Annotated in this window: 16 protein-coding genes; 3 read left to right on the top strand and 13 right to left on the bottom strand. The window is 34.4% G+C overall.

Features of this window, described 5'->3' with window-relative positions:
• Positions 1–149: 149 nt before the first annotated feature.
• The gene (locus OZP09_RS21390) at positions 150–971 is read left to right on the top strand and encodes a polysaccharide deacetylase family protein (RefSeq protein WP_281309978.1); all 822 of its coding nucleotides are present in this window, start codon (positions 150–152) and stop codon (positions 969–971) included.
• A 52-nt stretch (positions 972–1,023) separates the two neighbouring features.
• On the opposite strand, the gene OZP09_RS21385 is transcribed toward OZP09_RS21390, so the two are convergent.
• Entirely contained in the window at positions 1,024–1,512 is a 489-nt protein-coding gene (locus OZP09_RS21385) for a TlpA family protein disulfide reductase (RefSeq protein ID WP_269235649.1), read from the bottom strand.
• 256 nt (positions 1,513–1,768) lie between these two features.
• Between OZP09_RS21385 and OZP09_RS21380 the strand changes: the two genes are divergently transcribed.
• Both OZP09_RS21380 and OZP09_RS21375 read left to right on the top strand, forming a co-directional pair.
• Complete coding sequence (locus OZP09_RS21380) at positions 1,769–2,221, top strand: hypothetical protein (RefSeq protein WP_269235648.1); 453 nt, start codon at positions 1,769–1,771, stop codon at positions 2,219–2,221.
• A 4-nt stretch (positions 2,222–2,225) separates the two neighbouring features.
• Positions 2,226–2,531: a hypothetical protein gene (locus OZP09_RS21375; RefSeq protein ID WP_269235647.1), complete on the top strand. Its 306-nt coding sequence runs from the start codon at positions 2,226–2,228 to the stop codon at positions 2,529–2,531.
• A gap of 27 nt (positions 2,532–2,558) precedes the next feature.
• Here OZP09_RS21375 and OZP09_RS21370 read toward each other — a convergent pair whose 3' ends face one another.
• From OZP09_RS21370 to pta, 12 genes are all read right to left on the bottom strand, one after another.
• Positions 2,559–3,062 carry a hypothetical protein gene (locus OZP09_RS21370; RefSeq protein WP_281309977.1) on the bottom strand — a complete coding sequence of 168 codons (504 nt, stop codon included), beginning with the start codon at positions 3,060–3,062 and terminating at the stop codon, positions 2,559–2,561.
• A gap of 114 nt (positions 3,063–3,176) precedes the next feature.
• Complete coding sequence (locus OZP09_RS21365; RefSeq protein ID WP_269235645.1) at positions 3,177–4,079, bottom strand: Imm44 family immunity protein; 903 nt, start codon at positions 4,077–4,079, stop codon at positions 3,177–3,179.
• A gap of 72 nt (positions 4,080–4,151) precedes the next feature.
• Positions 4,152–5,540, bottom strand: coding sequence for a M20/M25/M40 family metallo-hydrolase (locus OZP09_RS21360; RefSeq protein WP_281309976.1), 1,389 nt, complete (start codon positions 5,538–5,540; stop codon positions 4,152–4,154).
• A 167-nt stretch (positions 5,541–5,707) separates the two neighbouring features.
• Positions 5,708–7,627: a family 43 glycosylhydrolase gene (locus tag OZP09_RS21355; RefSeq protein WP_269235643.1), complete on the bottom strand. Its 1,920-nt coding sequence runs from the start codon at positions 7,625–7,627 to the stop codon at positions 5,708–5,710.
• A gap of 209 nt (positions 7,628–7,836) precedes the next feature.
• Complete coding sequence (bglX, locus tag OZP09_RS21350) at positions 7,837–10,137, bottom strand: beta-glucosidase BglX (protein WP_281309975.1); 2,301 nt, start codon at positions 10,135–10,137, stop codon at positions 7,837–7,839.
• A gap of 176 nt (positions 10,138–10,313) precedes the next feature.
• The gene (locus tag OZP09_RS21345; RefSeq protein ID WP_269235642.1) at positions 10,314–11,027 is read right to left on the bottom strand and encodes a carboxylesterase family protein; all 714 of its coding nucleotides are present in this window, start codon (positions 11,025–11,027) and stop codon (positions 10,314–10,316) included.
• Between the two features lie 8 nt (positions 11,028–11,035).
• Entirely contained in the window at positions 11,036–12,412 is a 1,377-nt protein-coding gene (locus tag OZP09_RS21340; RefSeq protein WP_269235641.1) for a glucoamylase family protein, read from the bottom strand.
• A 70-nt stretch (positions 12,413–12,482) separates the two neighbouring features.
• Positions 12,483–13,964 (bottom strand): RagB/SusD family nutrient uptake outer membrane protein, encoded by a 1,482-nt coding sequence (locus OZP09_RS21335; protein ID WP_281309974.1) that lies wholly within the window; start codon positions 13,962–13,964, stop codon positions 12,483–12,485.
• Positions 13,965–13,968: 4 nt separating this feature from the next.
• Positions 13,969–16,998, bottom strand: a complete 3,030-nt coding sequence (locus tag OZP09_RS21330; protein ID WP_281309973.1) for a SusC/RagA family TonB-linked outer membrane protein — start codon at positions 16,996–16,998, stop codon at positions 13,969–13,971.
• 244 nt (positions 16,999–17,242) lie between these two features.
• Positions 17,243–19,987 carry a helix-turn-helix and ligand-binding sensor domain-containing protein gene (locus tag OZP09_RS21325; protein ID WP_281309972.1) on the bottom strand — a complete coding sequence of 915 codons (2,745 nt, stop codon included), beginning with the start codon at positions 19,985–19,987 and terminating at the stop codon, positions 17,243–17,245.
• Positions 19,988–20,117: 130 nt separating this feature from the next.
• Positions 20,118–21,302, bottom strand: a complete 1,185-nt coding sequence (locus tag OZP09_RS21320) for an acetate/propionate family kinase (RefSeq protein WP_269235637.1) — start codon at positions 21,300–21,302, stop codon at positions 20,118–20,120.
• A 75-nt stretch (positions 21,303–21,377) separates the two neighbouring features.
• On the bottom strand, positions 21,378–23,471 hold the full coding sequence (gene pta / locus OZP09_RS21315; protein ID WP_281309971.1) for a phosphate acetyltransferase: 2,094 nt from the start codon (positions 23,469–23,471) through the stop codon (positions 21,378–21,380).
• Positions 23,472–23,507 lie beyond the last annotated feature (36 nt).

The raw sequence follows: 23,507 nt of genomic DNA, 5'->3' as shown, positions 1-23,507 counted from the left end.
AATAAATGAGTGTAAAGATAGCTATTTTCTATTTGAAGTAATCTTCCAAAAACCGAAGAAATTAAACCCTGTTTTTTTATATTTTTTCTTAAGTTTTTTCATATATTTCAGATCAGAACTATTGAAAACTATTAAATAACTTTACTGACATGACCCTAATTTTTTATAAACTATTAAACAGAAACTTCAAAAACATAATAGTTGCTATGATCTTTTTTCTGTTTTCAGCCATCATTTTTGCCCAGGAACAAAACAGAAACTGGAATGGTAAAAAATGTGCTGTTGTACTAACGTATGATGATGCGTTAAATATCCATCTTGACAAAGTTATTCCGATGCTTAATTCGTATCAGTTTAAAGGAACTTTCTATCTGATAGGATCCTCGCCTGTTGTTTCCCAGAGAATCGAAGAATGGAGAGCCGCTGCCAAACAAGGACATGAACTTGGGAATCATACTTTAAACCATCCGTGCAACGGAAATATGCCTGGAAGGGAATTTGTAACATCTGAAACTGATTTGTCGAAATATACTGTTGCAAGGGCAGTTAACGAAACCCGGATTACAAACACTTTACTAAAAGCTATTGACGGAAAAAACGAGCGTACGTTTGCTTATCCGTGTGGCGATTTCAGGATTAAAGATACTTTGTATTACAATTTTTTAAAAAATGATTTTGTTGCTGCCCGAGGGGTTTCGCCCGGTTATTTAAACAAGAAGGAAGTTGATTTTTCTAATGTAAATTCTTTTTTTGAAAACGGAAGTACAGCTGAAAAAATGATAGCAGAAGTTGAAGAGGCCGAAAAAAAAGGCTCATTTATTGTTTTTCTTTTTCACGGTGTAGGCGGCGAACATGCCCTTAATGTCGATTTAGAAGAACACCGAAAATTACTGGAATATTTAAAGAAAAGAAAAAAAGATATTTGGGTTGCAACAATGGTGGATGTGGCAAAATATATTAAGGAAAATTAAAATTTTGCAGATCAGTCTAATTTAGATTGATCTGCAAAATTGTATAAAGCAATTATTGTGTCAACAATTCTTTTACCAGTTCATTTAATTTGTTACCATGAATATTTTTCGCCAGAATAATTCCGTTTTTATCTACTAAAACATTGAACGGCAGTGCTTGCACCATATAGTCAGTTGCTGCTGCTGAACTCCAGTATTTTAAATCACTTACTTGTGTCCATGGAAGTTTGAGTTTGGTTATCACTCCTGTCCAAACTGGCTTTTTTGTATCTAATGAAACTCCGTAAATATCTAATTTTCCGGAATATGCGTTGTATAATTTTAATAATTCAGGCTGTTCTTTGATACAAGGCCCACACCACGAAGCCCAAAAGTCAACTAATACAAGACCTCCTCTTAAAGATGAAAGTGCTATCTTTTCCCCTTTTGTATCCGGAAGATCAATTTCTGGAGCTATATCTCCCACTTCAAGACCTACAACCTGTGCTTTAACGCCAATCACAGAAAAAAACAGCAATACTGCAACAAATAATTTCTTCATATTAATAGTCAATTTATACGATTCTGATTTATATTTTCAGGCAAATATAAATAACAACACGTAACTTTTTAAATAAAAATAGAGCATTATTCATTATAAAAATAACTGTTATTTTATTTGGCAGTCTTTTATATTATTATTTACTTTGCAACTCAAAGTACTTTATAAAACATAATATTATATCATTACTTGACATTATGTTTTTTTATTTATTCAAATACTTTGAATTACAAAGAACTTTTTAAAAACTAAAAAAATGAAAGATAAACTAATCGAAAAACTTTATGAATGTAGCAAAGTGCCCTATCAAAAATTCTTTAAAAGAAACAAACCCTGGGAAGTTGACAAAGTAACGCTCCTGAACTATCCGGAAGGCACTTTAGGATTTGGATTAGGAAAGTTTCTGAATGAAAATCATTTTGATATGCAGCCAAAATTAGAAGATCATGATGTAATTCATGTTTTAACCAATACCGGAATTTCAGTTCCTGATGAAATCGGGATGCAGTATTACCTTTTAGGAAACGGAAAGAGAAGTTTGTATTTGTTTTTAGTCATCTTTTCTGGTACTCCATTCTACCTTAAACAAATTCAGTATTTTATTGAGCAATACAAAAGAGGCAAAAAAGCACATTCTTTTTATTACCTGGATTTTTCTAACATGCTTTTAGTACCTGTCAAAACGATTCAACACATTTTTAATATTTAATCTTATGCAAACTACAAATCAAAAACTTTCACAGGAAACAGAAACTATTGAATTGGTAATTGGAACTTTTATAATTAGTACTGTTTTATTTGCCGCTTATATGTTCACCAACAAAAACTCAAATGTTTTGGTATTTGCTTTTCCGTTTGTTGTTTCGGCTTTGCTTCTAAATGGAATCATGCTGTTGCATCTGGTTGGCCGTTTTGTAAAATTATATGATGAACGGAAAGATGTAGCGGTTAAAATTTTGCTGCTGTTGAGTAATATTCCTATTGTGGTTTTTTATTATAGTGTTGCGATGAAATCTTGAATCCACAAGGCTTTAGAATGTAGTAATTTAATCATAGAGTTCTTCACCTTCTTTTATTGATTTATCAAACCTGAAGTCTATCAAAGTTCCTTTTTGAGTTTTTCTATTTCCTTTGATTTTTACTGTTTTATTGTTTTCTAAATTAATAATTCTGATGCCGACTTCATATTTTTCTCCATTAGCGAAATAAGTATCATAAATTACATATTTAGTCTTTTCAATTGTAAATGCAACATAATTAAGATCAATACCCTCATTTTGTATTCCACCTCCTCTTAGCCAATACGAATATTCAAATTTGTTCCAACTTGATTTATCTTTGTTGTTTGGGAATTCTAATTCAACATTATCCTTTGTTCCAAATCGATAAACAATATATTCCCCCGTTTTATCACTACAAAGAGTCATTAGTTTTCCATTGTTTGTTTGGAAAGAATAAATTACTTTTTCATTCTTTAAAACGTATTTCTGTCCAAATAGGTAGCAATTTGAGAAAAAAAGAAATATGATTATAATGATTAATTGTTTCATTAGATTATTCGGTTTAAAAACGCTTTATTTAGCTAAAAAAGTAAGTTGCTACTCGTTGAAACGAGCACCAGATAGAAACCTATTGCGCTTTTGTACTATGTTATGGCAATTAAATTATAAACTGCAATCTTTTTGTTTTTGATAGTTGATCAGTATGTTCTCCATTATTTTATAAAATCCTTCCTTATCAAAATCCTTAGGCTTTCTTTTTAAGTTGTCATAATCATTTATGCCTTCTAAAATTTTTGCCTTCAATAATTGATACTGTTGCGCTTGATTATTATTTTTTAATTCGGAATAATCAAAGTGCTTGACTACGAGATAGTTTTTGTATTTCGTTCCGTATCTCTTATAGTTCTCTGTCTGTTTCATAAATGTTGCAAAGCTACCATTGTAGTCATATAGTTCAAAACCAAAATCTACAGTAGTAACAGATTTACCGAATGTTTTGCCAGCAATCTCATTATTTATAAAATCCTGAATTTCATTAAGATCAAAATGGATTTTACTTTTATCAACTTCTATTGTTTCTGTTCGTCTGAAAAGAAAACGGGTAGTATCAAAAAATTTGATAATAGCTCTTTCTGTTTCAATCTGATCTAATAACAACGATTTACTTTTTAAATATACTTTATAATCCGAAAACAAATTGTCTGCATCAAAATCTTTTGGTAAAAGAACCCTTTGGGCTAAATATTTCAGTAAAATCAAAGAAGCATTAAGAAGTAACTTCAATTTATCTTCATCATTTCCTGTGTCAAAAAGTTGTTTGTGAATATGTGCAGACAAATGAGCACAAGAAGTATAAATACTATCCGTTTGCCGCCCAAAATTTATTTTTGGTTCAACATAAATGTCAAAGCGAAAAAGTCCAATACTTAAACCATAATTTTTATGGGAAATAAAATCAAGGAATACTTTTACAGCTTTTTGTTCAATTGCCTCAAATTCTTTTTCAAAAATATGTTGGTTGACTAAAAACCAGCATTCATATTTCTTTATATTGTCATTTTTCATTTTAAGACTCCCTGTTGTGTTTACACTTTTTATTATGAGTTATCACTAACTTTTAAATATTGCTTATAAAAATCAATTAGCCCCCGGAAGAATAATCCCACCCTGATCAATCAAATAAAGCAAAGTAGTCATAGTCGCTGCACCCAATTCCAATTCTCTTTTGTTGATGGCATCAAATTTATCGTTTGCCGCATGATGGTAATCAAAATAGCGCTGTGAATCAGGTTTTAAGCCTGCCTTAACAATAGCTTTTGAGGTTAAATGACCAATATCTGAACCTGCGTGCCCAATGGTGAAACTATGTACTAAGTAAGGTTCGAAAAGATCTTTGTAACCTTGTATTTTCTTCAAATTAGCATCGTCTGCTTCGATTGAAAAACCTCTTGGTGTAAATCCGCCCGAATCACTTTCTAAAGCAAAAATATGGTTCTCATTCTTTTGCTTGGAAATTTCTTCGTATTTGGCTCCTCCTTTTCCGCCATTTTCTTCATTCATAAACAAAACAACACGAATGGTATTTTTAGGTTTATAATTGAAACTTTTAAGAATACGAACCACTTCCATACTTTGCACAACACCTGCACCATCATCATGTGAACCATCTGCCAGATCCCACGAATCCAGATGACCGCCCACAACCATAATATTTTCAGGCGTTACGGTTCCTGTCAATTCTCCAATAACATTGTATGAAAGAACATCCGGCAAAGTTTCGCAGGACTGTTTGAAATAAAATTTTAACGCAGGATTATTTTTTAAAGTAGCACTTAATAATTCGGCTCCATTTGTACTGATGGCAGCAGTTGGAATATATTGTTCCTTTGGCAAATCTCCATAACTCTGAGCTCCGGTGTGAGGAAAATCGTCTAAACGCAAATTCATCGAACGAACAATTGTTCCAACGGCACCAAGTTTAGCTGCTTCTTTTGCACCTGCAAATCGCTGATCAACACAAGCTCCGTATGATTTAAAAGTTTCAATATTTTCAGGATTCATCGGTCGGTTAAAAAATACAATTTTTCCTTTTGCTTTATCACCTAAGGTTTTTAATTCTTCAATTCCCTGCACTTCTATCACCTCAGCGGTAAGTCCGGTTTTTGGGGTTGCCACAGAGCCTCCCAAAGCACAAATTGGCACTGCTGTTTTTACTTTTCCATCTAAGATAAAAGCGGTTTCTTTTTCGCCACGCACCCAATGCGGCACCATAACTTCCTGCAGGTACACTTTATCCAATCCTAAACTTTCTAATTGTGTTTTGGTATAATTAACGGCCAATTGAGCATTTTGAGAACCCGATAAACGAGCCCCAATATCGTTAGACAAATACTCTAACCAAGTGTAACATTTAGAATCGGTTAAGGTTTTTTTATAGAATAGTTTAATGTTTTTTTCTTCGTTTGATTGGGCAAAAGATAACAATCCGCTTAAAATTGAAACGGTCAAAAGAATTGTTTTTTTCATGATTTTTTTAGGTTATGGCGTTATGGACTGCATTCTGACTTCTTCAACAAAGAAACAAAAAATCTCCAGATCTGTCAGATTTTTTCTTCAGCCTTTTCACAAAAAAGCCCTGATTTACAAATTCTACAATTTGCAGTCAGGGCTTTTATAAATTCCCTAAATAAAAATTACTTTACTTCGATAATCTTATTTTTTGTGCCAATTCCGTTTTCGTTAAAGGCTTCAATGGTGAAATAATATTTTGTGCCTTTATCCAGACCTCTAAAATCATACGAACTATCTCCGTAAACCATAATGCTGTTATACAGTTTATCGGGATCAATACCATAATAAATATTATATCCGATTGCATCATGTTGTTTTTTCCATGAAATCATCGCATTTCTTGAATCTGCTTTGTTTCTGTTTACTTTAAAAGAAGCAACCGCTTTTGGTTTTGCTGCTAATCCATCACCAAAAACCCTGAAATCTGAAATAGCAAACAACCCGGTAGCGTTGTGAATGTTTTCCATTTTAATGTAACGTGCCTTAATTGATTTTGTGAGTTCAACATAATCGTGAGGTGCATCTTTGTCATTTTTAGATTTATCTACAACCAAAGTCCAGTTTACAGCGTCATCCGACATGAAAATTTTATACTGGTAATAGATATCCATTGCCTTATTAAACTGCGTTGCTTTATGATCTGCGTAATTAATCTGTAAAGCTTTTATTTCCATTGGCCTTCCTAAATTCATTTGAAGCCATTCGCCCGGATTACTGGTTTTAGCCGACCAATAGGTCTGGATATTTTCATCTGTTAAATTTTCAGGGCCATAGCAGAATTTCTCATAGACTTTTTTTCCTCCATTGTCCATTCGGTGTGTTTCGACTTCCATACATTCTTCTGAAGAAGAAACCGTCACTGGCTTTTTATATGAAAGCAGCATCCATCCTGATGACGCTCCTTTTGTCTGGTCACGCTGGCTTGTTGGCAATACAATTGGGAAATCGCCGTAAGCTGTGATCGAATACATCACATCATCTTTATCAAATCCGGCAGGGAACATATCGATACGGCGTTCAAAACGGTCTTTTATGGAGATTTTACAGGTTCCGGTGTTCCAATAATTCCCATAATGGTCTTCAAAAGTATTTCCGTGTCCCGCACCAATTACAAATCCGCCCGGCTTATACGACATCGGATTGTGTTTTTGATAAGTAAAAGGTCCAAGTGGATTGTCTCCTACATGAACGCCATTGGCATAACCTTTAAATTCAGTTGCCGGCGCGCCATATTGCATATAATATTTTCCGTTGTGTTTGGTCATCCAGGCACCTTCAATAAAATTTCCCCATGGTGCAGGTTCCATGTCGTTGTTGGGTCCAAAACGTTCCCAGCCATGAGCTGAAGGATCGAGAATAGCTACTTCTTTAATCTGACCATATGGTTTTTGAATATCTTCAACCTCGGTTGCTTTATATAATGTTGCATAATCTGCCTGATTTCCTTTTGGAAGCCAGGTTTTATAATCAACCTCAACACCTACAACAGGCAGTTTTCCGCTTGAGCCGTAATACATGTATACTTTTTTGTCATCATCCTGAAAAATCGCAGGATCCCAGGTTGGCAACATTGCTTTATCTACGTGACGTGTCCATCTTCCCGATTTTGGATCGGCTGTTTTCCAGATTGGGTGATCTCTTTTCCAGGTTGAGCCTACGTAAAATAAAGTGTCATTTACCACCCAGGCTGCCGGAGCACACTGATCATCATCGCCCGGCTGTCTCTGGAAACTTCCGTAAACAAAATTCCAGTCAGACATGTCTTTACTCCAAAAGAACCCCGCCTGATTCGTAGCAAATAAATAATAATCGCCTTTGTACATAATAATTACCGGATCAGCACTGGAACGACGGGATTCCGGAATTCCGTTGTGATTGTGTGTTGTATAATTGTAACCAATATTTATTGGATTACAGTAAGTTGTTGCAGGCCTGGAAGGATCAAACCATTCTGTTTTACCAGGTTTATTTTGAGCAGATGTCTTAAAATTAAAACCAATCAGCAACAGTAAAAATAGAATTGAATAAATTATTTTCATCATTTTGTGTTTTATAAACAGACGAATGCAATTGAAAAATGGCAATCTTGTCTTTTCATGTAAATTTCAGATTTTAGGGAAACAATGTTTTTAAATTCCTACGGAATGACAAACTGTGCGTTTAAATCTTAAACTATTTGTGTTTCAATTTAAATTTAAAAAAAAGCCCTTCGTATAACCAGTACGAAGGGCAATTACTAATAACAAACCAACTATTTAGTTAACTCAAAACTAACTTTCTTGTCGGAAGCCGAATTTCCTCCTACGAAAACATCAAACTGTCCGGGCTCTGCTACGAATTGTAGATCAGAGTTATAAAATTTTAAATCCTCAACAGTAATGTCAAAACTTACTGTTTGTTTCTCTCCTTTTTTAAGTGTTACTTTTTGGAAACCTTTTAGTTCTTTAACCGGTCTTGTTACCGAACCTACTAAATCCCTGATATATAACTGAACGGTTTCTTTTCCGTCAAAATTCCCGGTATTTGTTACATCAACCGTTACTTTCAATTTTCCATCAAAATTCATTTTATCAGATGAAATTTTAAGGTTTGAATATTCGAAAGTGGTGTAGCTTAACCCAAATCCGAATGGAAACAAAGGCTCGTTTCTTTCATCAATATAATTTGATCTGAACTTTTCGAACTTTCCTTCTGTATTTGAAAGCGGTCTTCCTGTGTTTTTGTGTGCGTAATAAATTGGTACCTGACCCACGCTTCTTGGGAAAGTTGTAGTTAGTTTTCCGGAAGGATTTACATCTCCAAATAAAACATCTGCAATAGCGTGGCCTGCTTCACTTCCAGCAAACCAGACGTTTAAAATGGCAGGAACGGTTGCATTTTCATCATTTAAAACCAAAGGACGTCCGTCAAACAAAACCAATACAACAGGTTTTCCGGTTTTTAGCAAAGCATTCAGCAAATCTTTCTGCGCCTGCGGAATTTCTAAATTGGTACGGCTGCTGGATTCTCCGCTCATTTCTGCAGATTCGCCCAAGGCAGCCACAATTACATCTGATTGTTCCGCCACTTTTAAAGCCTCGGCAATTAATTCTTCTTTAGGACGAGGATCACGATTTAAGGTTTTACCGAACATCGTAGCATTGGTTTCAAAAGTTTCGTCATAATCCAGATTGCTCCCTTTCGCGTAAAGGACTTTTACCGATTTTCCGCCTACATCCTGAATTCCCTGCAGTAATGAGATACATTTTTCGCCTACAGTAGCTACACTCCAGGTTCCTGACATATTATTTTTTGCATCTGCCAAAGGTCCGATAAGGGCAATAGTTCCTGATTTTTTAAGAGGCAACACCTGATTTTGATTTTTTAATAAAACCAATGACTGTGCTGCAATCTCACGGGCTTCCTTTCGGCTTGCTGTTGTAAAAATTTCTGTTTTGGCTCTTTTCGGATCGCAATATTTATACGGATCGTGGAATAATCCTAAATCGTATTTAGCTTCTAAAATTAATTTAACGGCATTATCAATGGTTTCTATTTTAACTTTTCCTTCAGCTAAAGATTTCTTCAGAGTTCCCAAAAATCCTTCACCCACCATATCCATTTCAACTCCTGCGTTTAATGATAAAGCCGAAACTGTTTGTAAATCTCCCATTCCGTGTTCGATCATTTCAGGAATTCCTGTAAAATCTGTAACTACAAAACCTTTAAAACCCCATTGTTTTCTTAGCACATCGGTCATTAACCATTTGTTTCCGGTTGCTGGTATTCCGTCTACTTCATTGAAAGATGCCATCACCGAGCCTACTCCGGCATCAACTGCCGCTTTGTAAGGCGGGAAATAATCATTAAACATTCGGATGTGGCTCATATCTACGGTATTGTAATCACGACCTGCTTCCGGAGCGCCGTATAAGGCAAAATGTTTGACACAGGCTAAAATGGAATTATTTTTAGAAAGATCGTGCTGCTGGTATCCGTTCACCATTGCTTTTGCAATCTGGCTCCCTAAGTACGGATCTTCTCCTGAACCTTCGGAAATCCTTCCCCAACGAGGATCCCGCGAAATGTCAACCATAGGAGAAAATGTCCAGTTGATACCATCAGCACTTGCTTCCTGCGCTGCAATCTGAGCACTTCTTTCAATTAGATTCAGATCCCATGTACAAGATAATCCAAGCGGAATCGGGAATGTTGTTTCGTAACCGTGAATCACGTCCATACCAAAAAGCAGCGGAATTTTTAAACGGCTTTTTTCAACCGCAATTTTCTGTACTTCTTTAATTTTTTGCACTGACTTGATATTGAATAAACCGCCCACTTTACCTTCAGCAATATTTTTGGCAACATTCGAACTGTTTGCCTGACCGGTTGTAATGTCTCCTGAAGTTGGTAAGTTTAACTGACCTAATTTTTCATCTAAAGTCATTTTTGACATTAACTCTGCTACAAAATCGGACTTTGGTTTAATTTTTACTTCATTTTTAGTATTCTTTTTTTGAGCGTAACCCAAAACAGCACAACCTAAAAACAGTATGATTAATTTCTTTTTCATATGAAGATATTTATTGATTTTTATCTGTCATATGTAATTCGCATATTTTCATTGGTGTTTGAAACCAATTTACTGTAATGCTCATTTCATATTAGATAATGTTTATTCTTTTTATAATCGCCATTGCATATTCCTATTTTGGTTCGGAACAATGGCGATTTTTCATTCTGTGGTATTTATTTCTTTTTATTTATTTTAATCTGTCTAAACATCCAATCATAAACTTCGGGATTGTCATAAACTCTTGTCCAGCTATCGTGATTTGCATCATCAAAAATGGTCAGTTTGACATCTTTTGCATTACATTTTTTCAATTCTTTATAAATTGTAATCGCATAATTCACATTCACTACATCATCCAATAATCCGTGAAAAATTCTGGTTGGAATATTGGCTATTTCACAAGCGTGTTCTAACTGAATTAAATCTACAAAACCAGCGACAGGTACATTTGCGGCAAATAGATCCGGATGTGCAAAAGCCAAATTCCATGAAGCCCATCCTCCTGAGCTCAAACCAGTAACATATATTCTTTCTGAATCGATTTTGTTTTCTTTCTGAATTTTTACAATCAACTGATAAATGGATTCAATATCCCAATTTTCATCTTCTTTGCATTGAGGCGCCAAAACATAAGCATCTAACTGATGTGTTTTTAAATATTTAAAAGGACCATTAATTTTTACCTTTTCGATATCAGTTCCTTTTTCCCCATCTCCGGAAATAAAAACGATTAGAGGCTTTTTCTCTTTCAGATTGTCTGGCCGATGCAAAGCATAACCCAACTCATATTTCGCCATTACGACGGTATTTATTTTTCCGGTTGTTTCACTTTGGGCAAATCCAAAAAAGGAAACCAAAAGAGATAAGATGGCTAATTTATATTTCATGCTGTTTTTTAAATTCCGTATTTTCCAGATTTGAATCCAAGCTTTGTTAAACCTTGTTTTACTTCCGGTGCATTCATAAACAATTTCCATAATAATCCTGTACGGTAATTTTCGATCATTACAACTTCTGGACCCTGATCGATTGCCAAATAGCGTTTAGCCACCCATTTGTTTCCTAAACTCAAAGCATCATAAAAGCCTGCATCTCCCCAAGTTTCATTTTTATGATTTTCATATAAATTACGTATCAAAGCCAATGATTCTTTTGGCGTATAAACAATAGAACTTATTGCTGCTGTAGGTGAAATAACCCCCTGATCGTTACTTGGCATATGAGCATTGTAACCAACAGAACCGTCTGGATTTCTGGAATAGGATGCTGTTAATCCCCAATAATTTGGTCCATAACCTTGAATTTTGTTAGGGTTTTCTACACAATACTCATAATTTATTTTGGTCTGATTTGCATTTAAATCCCAATAATTAGCATATTGGTCACTTAATTGATTTGGATCCAGACCTAAGTACGAATAATGTGCCCAGAATAACGGACCTCCAAATTCTTCGGCTCCGTTATGTTTTAAAATTAGAGGAATATTATATTTTGTTTTGGATGAAACGATTCCTCCGCTTCTCGCCCAGCCTTCATGATATGCCTTTGCATCAATTGGATGAGTTGGTGATGATGCAGCCATTACATAAGTGATTAAACACTCATTATATCCTTGTAATGGAAAATTCATCTGCCATGCGTAATTTGGTGACCAATGCCAATACAATACATTTTTATTATTGGTGTACCATTGCCAGTCAATCCCTTTCCAAAGAGCATCATATTTTTTTGCGACCGCTTTTTCTGTTTCAGAACCATCTTTAAAATATTCACGAACTGTAATCATCCCTGCAACCAAAAATGAAGTTTCAACCAGGTCGCCTCCATTATCTTTGGTTCCAAAAGGTTTTACTTTTCCTGTATTTCCGTCAATCCAATGCGGCCATGCCCCATGAAAACGATCTGCTTTGTTTAAAAAATCTGCAATTTTGTTCAGTCTCTCGACTCCTTGTTCTCTGGTAATATAACCTTGAGCCATACCCGAAACCAAAGCCATTAATCCAAAACCTGAACCGCCTGTGGTCACAATATTCGAATCATTTTCAGGATAATTTCCGTCTGGATGGTAACGCTCTCTGGCCAAACCGGAATTAGGTTCTGCGTAATCCCAGAAGTATTTAAACGTTTGTTTTTGTACGGCATCAATAAGCTGTTCATCTGTTAACCTAACAGTGTCAGAAGTATTTTCTTGTACATTTTCTTTTGATTTATAAGGATTCGATCCACAACTGAAAAAAGTAAACGCTAAAAATAAAACTGAAATTCTAATCATTATAAAAATTTTGAAATTGTTATATAATCACTTCCTCCAGTATATGAAGGAAGTGATTTTAAGATTTTAATTAATAACCAGGGTTTTGTTTAGACATCCCTTCAGCTTGTAATATGAATGATGCCGGAATTGGGAATAATTCATTTTTTCCTTCTGTAAATACTCTTCCATTAGGAAAATAAATACTTTTGTCAGCAGCGAAGGCATCTTTTGCCTGACCAGTTCTAACTAAGTCAAAGAATCGGTCAAATTCAAAAGCTAATTCAACTCTTCTTTCTTTCCATATTGCTTTTCTAACATCATCTTGGGAAGTTGCCGGAGTATCTCCTAATCCTGCTCTGTGTCTGATTTGATTCAACAAAGGAATAGCTTCTGAAGTTTGCCCTAGTTCGTTTAAAGCTTCTGCTTTCATTAATAAAACTTCAGCATATCTTAAATATTTAATATTAGCATCTGTTTCCCATGCGCTTGTATATGCAGAAGAATACGCTTTATAATTGTATCTCGGATTAGGATCGTTTTCACTAACAACTGGAATTACTCTTCCGTCATATAAGGTTGTCCCCCTAAAAATAATCGTCGCCTCTTTTCTAACATCTCCTGCTTCATAAGCATCTACTAAACTTTGAGAAGGCTGATTAAATCCCCATCCCCATGCATCACGAACACCTTGAGTATTAGAATACCCTTGAATTCCACGAGTTGGTACTGCACCATTACCGTTTATTTCAAAAATAGATTCTCCATCGTTTTCTCCTTCTAATCTGAACATTTTAGCATAATCTGGAGATATGCTATAGCCGGTAACCAGATTACAGTTGTCTACGACGTCTTGCCATTTTTTCTGATATAAACTTACTTTTGCCAATAAAGCATAAGCGGCTCCTTTTGAAGCTCTGGCTTTTTCAGCATCAGCATATTCAGATTTATTTGGTAAAACTGCTGCAGCCTCAGTTAAATCTTTTTCAATAAAAGCATACACTTCAGCAGCTGTTTTACGAGTTAACTGCATTGCTTTATCTTCTGCTGATAATGGAATACTGGAAACGTGATCTACAATTGGCACACCTCCGTAACATTTTACTAAAGTAAAGTACATGAAAGCTCTTAAAAATTTTGCCTCAGCCATTAATCTTTCTCTTAATGCAGGATCAGCTTTATCTAATTTAGGAAGAATCGCTAATGCCTGGTTACATCTGTTGATTCCGTCATAGTTTGCATTAAAAGTACTTTCGGCAGATGGATTTGATGCATTATAAGTTAAAGCATCTAAAACATCTTTATCTGTACCTGTATCACTAGGGATCGATCCTTTGTCAGCATCATCAGATGTAATACTGGCTAATCCAATCCACCCAAATGAGCTCATATCCCAGTCTAAAAACTTACTGTAAATAGAAGTTACAAATGTTTTTGCTCCATTGTCATTATTAAACAACTCGATATCATCTACCGAAACTGTTTCTGTTTGTTTAACATCTAAGTAATCATCAGCACAACCTGTAAAAGTGAATGCTGCCAATACAAAGATTGATATATATATCTTTTTCATAATATTAAAATTTTAAATTAGCACCAATTACAAATGATCTTAATGTTGGGTATGCATCCAATTCAACACCTTGTGTTCCATAAGGATTACCATCTCCATTCAATTCAGGAGAGAAACCTGAGAATTTTTGGGTAATAAATGGATTTATTGCATTAAAATAAATTCTGCAAGAATTCATAAATAAACCTTCTTTAAGCGGAAGTTTATATCCTATTGTAATGTTGTTAATTCTAAAGAAATCAGCAGATTCCATATAATAAGTCGAAGCAACTGGAACAGTATTAAATGGTTTTGGATTTGAAGATGTTGTATTTGTTGGAGTCCAGTAATCGCCTGTCATAGAAGCTTCGATATTCTCACCTCCAAAACGCTGTGCTTTTTTACCATTATATACTTTTGCTCCGCCAGTTCCATATCCGTCAACTGAAAAATCAATGTTTTTGTAAACCAATCCTAAAGAAACTCCATAGTTAGATGTTGGCAAAATTGAGCCTACATATTTTTTATCAGCTGTTGCAGATAATGCATCCTGAGTTACTTTAGCACCAGAAGCATTATAATAAAGCATATTACCATTTGACGGATCTACACCTGCATATTCGTAAAGATAAAAACTACCTAATGGCTGACCTACTGAATTATTGTACAACAATTTAGTATCCTGACCATTTCCTAAATTACCTCCAATTACCTGAGATAATGAAACATCTTTTAAGCTTGTAAGCTCATTTTTGTTGTGAGAGAAGTTACCACCAACCCAGTAGCTTAAATTGTCATTAATTTTATCATCCCAACGTAAAGCAATTTCAAAACCTTTGTTTGAAACTTCACCAACATGAGAAGGAGAAGCCGTAGTAATTCCAGAAGTTGGATAAGGTTTTACATATAAAATTACGTTATCTGTATTTTTGTCATAAACATCGAAAGATCCTTTTAATCTGTTGCCTAAAAATTCGAAATCTACACCTGCAGAAGCCTCTTCAGTAATTTCCCATGTCAAAGAAGGGTCAATTTGAGAAGTTATGCTTGATCCTTCATATAAAATTGAACCTCCTAAATAACTATTTAAACCCGAATTATAACTTTGACTGTTTAATGGTACATTTTGGTTACCCAATTTACCCCAGCTACCTCTTAATTTGATTAAGTCAACTCCTTTAATATCTGTCAGAAAGCTTTCTTTAGTCATGATCCATCCAAGACCTACAGATGGGAAAGTCCCCCAACGGTAATCTTTTGCAAAATTTGAAGATCCGTCACGTCTAATAGTTCCAGTTACCAAGTATCTGTCCATTAATTTGTATTGGAAACGTCCAAAATAAGATGCTAATTTACTTTCATTGAAAACAATATCCTGTAAATTTGTAACAGTACCAGAGTAATCTACACCTTCTGCATCTGTTGCATTATATAAAGACCAATAGTTAGAATCAGGACTCACATTTTTTCTGGTGATTACTAATTTTTCTCTTGGCCCTTTTACAGAAGTTTCAATACCTGCTGTTAATTCTACATCGTGAACATTAGCGAATACTTTATTATAAGTAAAATAGTTAGACAGGTTCCAGTTAAAATATTGTTCTCTGCCTCTAGTTAATAAATTGATAGGATCAGTACTTGAATAGTCGGCATCTTTACGGGTTGGATTAGCCGCTAACCAAACATTTTTAGTATCCTCGAAATTATAATTTTTCCAGGTGTAGTATTCACCATTAAATTGTGAAGTAAACTTTAGTCCATTTAAAATTTCATAATCCAGTTTCAAACCACCCTGAAGGGTAATACTTCTTTGTTCTTCATTGTAAAAATCTAATTGTGATACAGGATTTCCAACATTATTGAATGAAGTACCTGTTGGGCTTGCCACTCCGCTTGCATCTGCAAAAGGTGCGCCATATTGACCATTTGCAAAACGTACCGGAACAATTGATGACTGTTTGTAAGCATTTGTAAATGCGCTTAAAGGCTTTGGAGTAGAATTTGCCGATGTAAAGCTAAAGTTCTGATTTAAAGTAATTTTTTTAGAAATTTTAAACTCATTATTATTTCTAAAATTTGTACGGCTGTAATCTAAGCCATTAAGAACTGCTTTTTCCTGATAGTTACCTGCACTAAAAAAGTATTTAACACTTTCTGAAGCACCAGAAACAGAAATATTGTTTTGAGTGTATGTACCCGTTCTTGTAATTTCATCAAACCAATCTGTATTAACAGGCTGATTTGTAGAGAATCTGTTTGTCCCTAAAGAGGCGTTAGAATAGCTTGCATATTGATTAGCATCTGCCATCTTAACTTTTTTAAGCGGCGTTCTAATACCTCCAAAACTTTCTATTTCTACAGAAACTTTATCTCCTTTACCTTTTTTGGTAGTAATAATGATAACCCCATTTGCAGCTCTTGTACCATAAATAGCAAGAGACGAAGCATCTTTTAGAATTTCATAAGAAGTAATATCATTTGTATTGATATTATTGATGTTTTCTGTTGGCATTCCATCAACAATATACAAAGGATTTCTTCCTCCTAATGCAGTACCCAAACCTCTAATAACTACAGAGGGTGTACTTCCCGGTGCATCTGAAGAAGTTACCTGAACCCCTGCAGCTTTCCCCTGAATGGCCTGAGAGGCATTTAATACCTTTGTTCTCGTAACATCTTCTGCTTTTAATGAAGTAATTGCAGACGTATTATCAATTTTCTTTCTGGTACCATATCCAATTACTACAACTTCTTTTAGAGCAGTGTCGCCTGCTTCTTTTAAAGTAATAGTCATGGGTGCAGCAGTTGCCGGTACAGACACAGAATCAAAGCCCAGCATAGAAACTTTTAAAATGTCACCAGGTTTTGCATTAATTGTAAAATTTCCGTCGAAATCTGCGTCGGCAGTAGCTCTGGCATCAGATGAAGCTATAATTGCTCCTGGAATTCCCATTCCGCTGCTGTCTACTACTTTTCCTTTAATCGCTTGTGCCTGCCCAGACATATAAGCTGGAAGCAATAAGAGCACAAATAAGCTAAAAATAAAATTTTTCATACAATTTGTAATCGTTTAAGTTAGTAGAGCCAAATTAAGCAATTACAACGTTGTAGTACATCAAACACCACTACAACACAGCTACATCAATGTGTTAAAAAACATTCATAAAACAATAATTATCAATAAATTAAATATTAAATAAAATCTTCTAACAAAGAGCTATGATGTAGTAATGATGTATTGTAATTATGCAAAATTTGATATGAAAAAATATAAACTTTGTAAAAAACAAAACTAAATCTTACAGAGTTAATAAAAACTTTGATAGGTTTTCGTCCTGAGCGAGGTTTAATTTCTTTCTTAGTCGATATCTGTGTAATTCTACCCCTCTAAAAGAGATATTCATCATAGGAGCAATTTCCTTTGATGAAAGGTTCATTTTTAGGTAAACACACAGTTTAATATCCTTTGGAGTTAAATGCGGATATTTTTTAGAGAGATTTATAATAAACTCATTGTGGATTTGATTCAGATTCGTTTCAAAGGTTTCCCATTCGTGTTTATTGACTTCATTAATCTTAATCGCTTTTTTAATCTCACTCTTCAGTTTATTGAAATCTTTTTCTGAATCAAGAATGTTCTGAATTTTATCAATCATTTCACTTTGTTTGGCTATTGACAATGATTTCCCAGCTACTTCAGATGATTTGGTCTGAAGTTCAAGTTCGAGGATATGTTTCTCGTATTCCTGAATATTCAGTTCGTTTTCTGCTTTTAATTGCATTTCGAGAATTTTCCTTTGATGTCTTTGCTCTTCTGCCTGCAATTCCAATTTTTGCATGTAACGAAATTTATTCCATTTGTAATAAAAAAACAAAACTGCTCCTACCAATAACAGGTACAGCAAAATCATCCAAACCGAAAAATACCAAGGTTGGGCCACTTTAAAATCAAAATTACAAACCATATCATAATTAGCCCCATCGTGCTTGTAAACGCTAACAGAATGATTACCGCTACTTAAATTATTAAGTAAAATTGATCCATCAGAAATAGGTATAAAATCTTTACTGTTGTTGATTTTATAAAACAAATTAGGTTTACTGGCGCCATAAATTCCAGATATCACATTAATTTTTAATTCGGTATTGTATTTAATTTTAGAATCATTTGAAAGCAGCATTCCGTTATTAAAAGCTTCAATTTTAACATCTGTATTTTGCTTATTTTCATATTTCAGCTGAAGGGAAATAAATCCGTCATCAAGATTAAGCAAATAATGGTTTTGAGTCTTGAAAATTCTCAAATTGTCATTAATCAGCTTTCCTTTATAATATTTTTCCTGAATGATATTCCACACAAATTTATTTCCGGAAGCATAAATATGATATAAAATCCCATCCTGAAGGACCATAAAATGATTTTCATCGATTGCTACAACATCTGAAATATTTTTAAAATTGTCATTAAACAATTCATTTTCCTCAAGCTTATTGGTAATCGAATTGTAGGTATACCATAAATTATTGATCAGAAAAAGAATCTCGTTTCTAAATTCAAAAATTTTTACCCCAAAATCATTTTCTATGGTACTCTTTTGTGTAATATTTTCAACCTTCCGGGTCTGGTACTTATCGCTATACAAAACACGATATAAACCCCGGTAATTATCAGCAGCAAAAATTTCATTTTTTTTATTTTGGGCCACATATTTTATTGGTTTCGAAATACCATCAATTTTTTTGTATTCATTCAGTTTTGAAATATCATCGTATGCCAGAATCCCACTATAAGTCGATTGAAAACAGGTATTATTAATGCTGCTTTTCGATAAATTCCAGCCACCGCTTACATTATTTGTTTTAACTAAAGAACCGTTTTCATAACAAAAAGTTCCGTCATTATGGCCTATGATATATTTATTGTCATTTTTAGTAATATTCCATGCCTGTCCCTGAGTGTTTGGGATCATTTTAAATTTACCGGAATCAAATTCAAAAACACCATGATTAGAAGCTATTAAATAGCCTTTATTGGTAGTTGCAACGGAATATACCGAACCTAAAATTCCAGAATTGTCATAAAAAATGGATACTGGAGAATTTACTTCAACGTGTGCTATACCATTATCCAGACCTAGCCATAGATCATTTTCCTTATCAAATCCAATGCTTAAGACAGAATTATTCATCAATACATTGTTCCGATCAATATTTTTGTAGCTGTCAGTTTTAAAATCATAGATAAAAACACCTTTGTTGCCTGTACCCAAAACTAATTTGTCATTTTTTATAAACTTGGCTACGTTAATTGTGGCCGCTTTTAAAACTTCATTAAATGAATTATTCCAGGGCTTTAAAACTCCGTTTTCAAGAATAAAAATTCCTTTTTTCTGAGTAAAAACATAGGTCTTGTTATGATATTTTTCCATTGCATGAACAACACAATTCTTAAGAGCACCCCACCCTTTCGGATTGGCAATTTTGATGTCGTCCATTTTAAAAACACCTTTTTCTACCGAAGCCACATACAGATTCTTATCAACTACAAAACAGTAAGAAATCAAAAATGGGAATCTGATTTTTCTGATCTGTTTTCCATTATAAATAAAAACATCGTTGAAAGATTGAAAATATATCGAACCGTTAAATTTGAAAATTTTCCAGATTTCTTCATTATCCTTTTCATCGAATAAACGCAGATTTTTGGTAATCGAAACATAACGCATCTTACCTTCTTTTCTTAACCAATATCCAAATTCTTTATAAGAACCGGAGTAAATTCTATCACCCTCAACCATAATAGAACGAATGATTGTTTTATTTGGCAGCGTATATTTCTCCCATATAACGCCATCATATCGCAATAAATAATGATTATTGGCAAAATACATAGCGTTATCTTTCCCCTGAACGACATTCCAGATCTGATTGTCACCCTGATAATTGGATTTAGTATAATTTTCTACGAATGGAAGTAATTCTTGCGATTGAATTTGAGCGGTAATGAAAAAGAAGAACAGTAATTTTAAGAGTATCGATTTCAAAATATTCAGATTTAACCTCAAATATACTCACAAATATTTAAATTTTGAGCATAAAAAAGCTCCCTGTAGAGGAGCTCATATATTTAATTTTTACAATACTATTATAAAATTTGTCATTTTAAAATCCTAACTAATTCTGTAGTAAATGATATACCTGACTAGCAATTTCAAACTCCTCATCTGTAGGAACTACCAAAACCTTTGCTCTTGAATTAGCTTTATTGATTTCCCTTATTTCCCTGGAACGGATTTGATTTTTTTCGTCGTCGATTTCAATTCCGAAATAATCCATATCAGCACAAACCAGTTTTCGCATATACGAAGAATTCTCGCCAATTCCGGCTGTAAAAGCAATGGCATCTAAACCATTTAATGCTGCTGTGTAAGCCCCGATTGTTTTTTTAATTCGATATGCATTCATTAATAAAGCCAATTGGCAGTCTTTATTTGCTTTTTCAGCTTCTGATTCAATATCACGCAAATCACTGTAACCCGTCAGTCCAAGCATTCCGCTTTGTTTTAATAAAATGGCATTCACTTCATCAGCTGTGTAGCCTAGGTTTTTTATCAGATAAAAAATAACCGACTGATCAATATCTCCGGCACGGGTTCCCATTATCAAACCATTGGCTGGTGAAAAACCCATTGTAGTATCGATACTTTTTCCATCTTTTATCGCAGCCATACTACAGCCATTGCCTAAATGAATGGTAATTATTTTGGAATTGCTCTCTAAATAGTCGATAGCTTTTTCAGAAACATACTTGTGGCTTGTGCCGTGAAAACCATAAACACGTACTTTATTCTCTGTCAAAAGATAATTCGGAATTGCATATTTATAAGCCTCAACCGGAATCGTCTGATGAAAAGCTGTATCAAAAACAGCTACCTGACTGGCTTCTGAAAAGATTTCTTCAGCAACATTTATTCCAACCAAATGTGCTGGATTGTGCAGAGGTGCCAATTCAGAAAGTTCTTTTATTTTTTCTTTCACCTCATCAGTTATAATAGTTGTATCCGAAAAATAACTTCCTCCATGTACAACACGATGTCCAACGGCAGCAATTTCTGAAGTCGATTTAATCACTCCTTTTTCAGTATCCAACAGCATTTCAGCTACTTTCTGAAGACCGACTTTGTGTGTTGGAATCGATACTATTTCTTCTATTGAATTTTCAGCAGTTTTAAAAGTGATATTTGAAGTTTCAAGTCCAATCCTGTCAATCATCCCTGAACAAATTACTTCGTTTTCCGGCATAACCATTAACTGATATTTAATTGATGAACTTCCTGAGTTTATTATTAATATTTTCATTTTTTTTGATTCTATATCTATTATTGCAAAACGTAAAAAACGTATAACATTTTACTTCTACCTTTTAACTTAAAATTACAATCCCTGCGCCTGAATTGCCGTAATAACCACTGTATTTATAATATCATCAACAGTACAGCCACGGCTCAAATCGTTTACAGGTTTATTTAATCCCTGAAGCATTGGACCAATAGCCAAAGCCCCGGTTTCTCTCTGAACCGCTTTATACGTATTATTCCCAGTATTTAAATCAGGAAAAATAAGTACACTCGCCTGTCCTGCTACCTCAGAGTCCGGCATTTTGCTTTTTCCTACTGCACGATCCACAGCAGCGTCATACTGAATTGGTCCTTCAATTTTTAAATCAGGACGTTTTTGTTTTACAATTTCTGTTGCAGTACGGACTTTTTCTACCTCATCGCCTTTTCCTGATGAACCGGAAGAATAGGAAAGCATCGCAATTTTGGGTTCAATTCCGAAAGCTGAACTTGAATCTGCTGATGAAATTGCTATTTCTGCCAATTGTTCAGCGGTTGGATTAGGATTGATGGCACAATCTCCAAAAACTGAAACCCTGTCTTCCAGACACATAAAAAATACTGATGAAACTACAGATGAATTTGGTTTCGTTTTAATGAATTGCAATGCCGGTAAAATAGTATGCTGTGTTGTATGTGCCGCTCCTGAAACCATTCCGTCAGCGTGACCTTTGTACACCATCATCGTTCCAAAATACGAAACATCTTCCATTAAGTCCCTTGCCATTGTGATACTCACATTTTTGGCTTTTCTAAGCTCATAATACGTATTGGCATACTCTTCATAAAACTCAGATTCTATTGGATTTATGATCTCTACTTTCGAAAAATCAAACGTTAAACCTAGTTCTGTTACTTTGTTTTCAATTTGTTTTTTATCTCCGATGATTGAAATATCAACAACATCCATATCCAATAATCTTGAAGCGGCAATAATAATCCTGTCATCATTCCCTTCCGGAAGTACAATGTGTTTACGATGCTGTTTCGCTCTTTTAACCATATTGTACTGAAACATTTTTGGCGTCATTCCTTCAGGCACAAAAGTGATTAATCTTTCGGATAAAGCATCATTGTCAACATATTTTTCGAATGTTGTAATTGAGGTCTCAATTTTATGTGTGTTGTTGGCATAAATTTCAGAACGAATCGCACCGATTTTATTTGTAATATGATACGTTCCGCCATCAACCGCAATAATAGGAACGATTGCAGAAAGTCCTTCAATTAATTTTAAAATACTTTCTTCCGGAAGGATGTTTCCGGTAAGGATAATCCCCGAAATAGTAGGGTAATTTGCTGATTCATTGGCCTGCAGCGCACCCAAAATAATATCAGAACGATCTCCTGGCGTAATAACAAGGGCATTGTCATGCAGATGAACAAGATAATTATGCAATTGCATAGCACCAACGCTAAAATGACCAATCTCGTTATTAAGATAATTTTCTCCAAATAAAACCTTCGCATCCAGCTCATTGACAATTTCCTGCATTGTTGGATTGTTCAAACTTGAAATCAACGGAATCGTATTGATCAGCACGTTCGATGGGAGTGTTTTCTGGAGACTCTTGGTAACCAGTTCAATATTTTCAGGCTGAACTTTATTAGCAAAAACTGATAAAACCTCAACTTCTTTTACTTTAAAAGAATCATAAACCAGATATAAACTATCTAGTAATTCCTCTAATGTTTTACCAACTCCCGAGCCAATTATAATCGTAGGAATTCCAAGGTTCTTAGCAATTAAAACATTCAGATCTAATTCTATTGAAGTTCCTTCACCAGTAAAACTGGTTCCCTCGACCAAAACAAAGTCAAAACGTTCTTCGAGTTTTTTATATTTTTCAATGATCAGATCCAGGACTTCTCCAATTTTACCTTTATTCTTTTTCTTGATCAGTTTGCTTTTGGTAATGGCATATGCATCATCAAATTTGATATCAAGATTAAAATGTGAAAGGACGGTTTCAATGTGATTGTCCTGCTCTCCATCAACAAAATCTTCAATAATTGGTCTGAAATAACCCACTTTAGCGGTTTTTCCAATTAAAATACTCATCAGACCGAGTGTTATGATTGATTTTCCGCTGTTCTGGTCGCTTGTGGCAATGTATATCGCTTTACTCATAATTTATATTTTGAATCTAATGTATTCGAATTATTT

The organism is Flavobacterium flavigenum (assembly GCF_027111255.2).
Classification (GTDB): Bacteria; Bacteroidota; Bacteroidia; order Flavobacteriales; family Flavobacteriaceae; genus Flavobacterium; species Flavobacterium flavigenum.
This window is presented reverse-complemented; position numbering and strand designations above follow the sequence as displayed.

What these genes read in the sequence shown, in the direction of transcription:
- OZP09_RS21390 (WP_281309978.1), top strand. Translation starts at nt 150, where the DNA reads ATGACCCTAATTTTTTATAAACTATTAAACAGAAACTTCAAAAACATA.
- OZP09_RS21385 (WP_269235649.1), bottom strand. Translation starts at nt 1,512, where the DNA reads ATGAAGAAATTATTTGTTGCAGTATTGCTGTTTTTTTCTGTGATTGGC.
- OZP09_RS21380 (WP_269235648.1), top strand. Translation starts at nt 1,769, where the DNA reads ATGAAAGATAAACTAATCGAAAAACTTTATGAATGTAGCAAAGTGCCC.
- OZP09_RS21375 (WP_269235647.1), top strand. Translation starts at nt 2,226, where the DNA reads ATGCAAACTACAAATCAAAAACTTTCACAGGAAACAGAAACTATTGAA.
- OZP09_RS21370 (WP_281309977.1), bottom strand. Translation starts at nt 3,062, where the DNA reads ATGAAACAATTAATCATTATAATCATATTTCTTTTTTTCTCAAATTGC.
- OZP09_RS21365 (WP_269235645.1), bottom strand. Translation starts at nt 4,079, where the DNA reads ATGAAAAATGACAATATAAAGAAATATGAATGCTGGTTTTTAGTCAAC.
- OZP09_RS21360 (WP_281309976.1), bottom strand. Translation starts at nt 5,540, where the DNA reads ATGAAAAAAACAATTCTTTTGACCGTTTCAATTTTAAGCGGATTGTTA.
- OZP09_RS21355 (WP_269235643.1), bottom strand. Translation starts at nt 7,627, where the DNA reads ATGATGAAAATAATTTATTCAATTCTATTTTTACTGTTGCTGATTGGT.
- bglX (WP_281309975.1), bottom strand. Translation starts at nt 10,137, where the DNA reads ATGAAAAAGAAATTAATCATACTGTTTTTAGGTTGTGCTGTTTTGGGT.
- OZP09_RS21345 (WP_269235642.1), bottom strand. Translation starts at nt 11,027, where the DNA reads ATGAAATATAAATTAGCCATCTTATCTCTTTTGGTTTCCTTTTTTGGA.
- OZP09_RS21340 (WP_269235641.1), bottom strand. Translation starts at nt 12,412, where the DNA reads ATGATTAGAATTTCAGTTTTATTTTTAGCGTTTACTTTTTTCAGTTGT.
- OZP09_RS21335 (WP_281309974.1), bottom strand. Translation starts at nt 13,964, where the DNA reads ATGAAAAAGATATATATATCAATCTTTGTATTGGCAGCATTCACTTTT.
- OZP09_RS21330 (WP_281309973.1), bottom strand. Translation starts at nt 16,998, where the DNA reads ATGAAAAATTTTATTTTTAGCTTATTTGTGCTCTTATTGCTTCCAGCT.
- OZP09_RS21320 (WP_269235637.1), bottom strand. Translation starts at nt 21,302, where the DNA reads ATGAAAATATTAATAATAAACTCAGGAAGTTCATCAATTAAATATCAG.
- pta (WP_281309971.1), bottom strand. Translation starts at nt 23,471, where the DNA reads ATGAGTAAAGCGATATACATTGCCACAAGCGACCAGAACAGCGGAAAA.